1 protein-coding gene is annotated in these 1,705 nt (G+C 69.1%); it reads left to right on the top strand.

All coding sequences use genetic code 11. From position 1 onward, the window contains the following. Positions 1-140: 140 nt before the first annotated feature. Positions 141-1,705 (top strand): acyl-CoA synthetase (locus tag ACK42S_RS14820; RefSeq protein WP_409709151.1); only part of this gene is annotated, 1,565 nt, incomplete at its 3' end.

The raw sequence follows: 1,705 nt of genomic DNA, 5'->3' as shown, positions 1-1,705 counted from the left end.
TTTTGTTTGTGGGGGGAAACGAAACGGGTTTTGGGGTTGGCTTTGGTGGGGGCACTGGGGGGGAACACCTTTGGGTGGTGTCCCTCCCCCGGCCCTGGCACCATCGGCGCCGGAACGAACCACACCCCGAGGATGGCCCCGTGACCGCCCACCGGCTCTTGCGCACCCGACGACCGGACCCTCACGAGCATCTGCACTGCGGATTCCGCTGGGCGGTGCCTGCGCTGTTCAACATCGCCCAGGCCTGCTGCCACCGCTGGGCCCAGGAATCGGGCGGGCGCACCGCCATCGTCTACGAGCATGAATCCGGTCGGCGCAGCACGCTGTGCTTCGCCGAGTTGCACTCGCAGGCCAACCGGCTGTCGCATGCGCTGGAAAGGCTGGGCGTGCAGCCGGGCGACCGTGTGGCGCTGGTGATGCCGCAGCGTCTGGAGACGGCGATCGCGCACATGGCCGTCTACCAGATGGGGGCGGTGGCGATGCCGCTGTCCATGCTCTTCGGGCCTGAGGCCCTGGCCTACCGGCTCGCGCACAGCGAGGCGGTGGTGGCCATCGTCGATGAGACCTCGATCGCCAACCTGCGCCAGGCACGTGCGCAGTGCCCGGCGCTGCGTCAGGTGGTGGCCGTGGGCGAGGCCAGCGGCCAGGGCGACCTCGACTGGGAGGCTGCGCTGGCGCGCGAGTCGGCCCTCTACGTGGCCCGGGCCACCCGGGCCGACGACCCGGCCGTGCTGATCTACACCAGCGGCACCACCGGCCCGCCCAAGGGCGCGTTGATCCCCCACCGGGCGCTGATCGGCAACCTGCCGGGCTTCGTAGCGAGCCAGAACTGGTTTCCCCGCGAGGGTGACGTGTTTTGGTCACCGGCCGACTGGGCCTGGACGGGCGGGCTGATGGATGCACTGCTGCCCACGCTCTACTTCGGTCAAACCATCGTGGCCTACCAGGGCCGCTTCAGCCCGGAAAAGGCCTTCGAACTGATGGAGCGCCACGGCGTGACCAACACCTTCCTGTTCCCGACGGCGCTCAAGGCGATGATGAAGGCCGTGCCCTCGCCGTGCGAGCGCTACCGGCTGAAGCTGCGCGCCATCATGAGCGCGGGTGAGGCGGTGGGCGATGCGGTGTTCGCCTACGGCCGCGAGCAGCTGGGGGTGACGATCAACGAGATGTTCGGCCAGACCGAGATCAACTATGTGGTGGGCAACTGCGGCGAATTCCGGGATGCAGCCGGGCGGGTCCACCCTGGCTGGCCGGCCAAGCCGGGCAGCATGGGCCGTCCCTACCCGGGCCACCGAGTGGCGGTGATCGACGACGAAGGCCGTGTGTGCCCGCCGGGCGTACCGGGCGACGTGGCGGTGCACCGCCGCGACATCCATGGCGATCCCGACCCCATCTTCTTTCTCGGCTACTGGAAGAACGAGAAGGCCACGCGCGCGAAGTTCACCGGCGACCCGAATGATTCCTGGTGCCGCACCGGCGACACCGCGGTGATGGACGAGGACGGCTACCTCTGGTACCAAGGGCGCAGCGACGACGTCTTCAAGGCAGCGGGCTACCGCATCGGGCCCAGCGAGATCGAGAACTGCCTGGTCAAGCACCCGGCGGTGGCCAACGCCGCGGTGGTGCCCAAACCCGACCCCGAACGCGGTGCGGTGGTCAAGGCCTACGTCGTGCTCGCGCCGGGGCATGTGGGCGATGCCGCTCT

The sequence above is a fragment of the Caldimonas sp. genome (assembly GCF_046289365.1).
In the GTDB taxonomy this organism is placed as follows: Bacteria; Pseudomonadota; Gammaproteobacteria; order Burkholderiales; family Burkholderiaceae_C; genus Caldimonas.
This window is presented reverse-complemented; position numbering and strand designations above follow the sequence as displayed.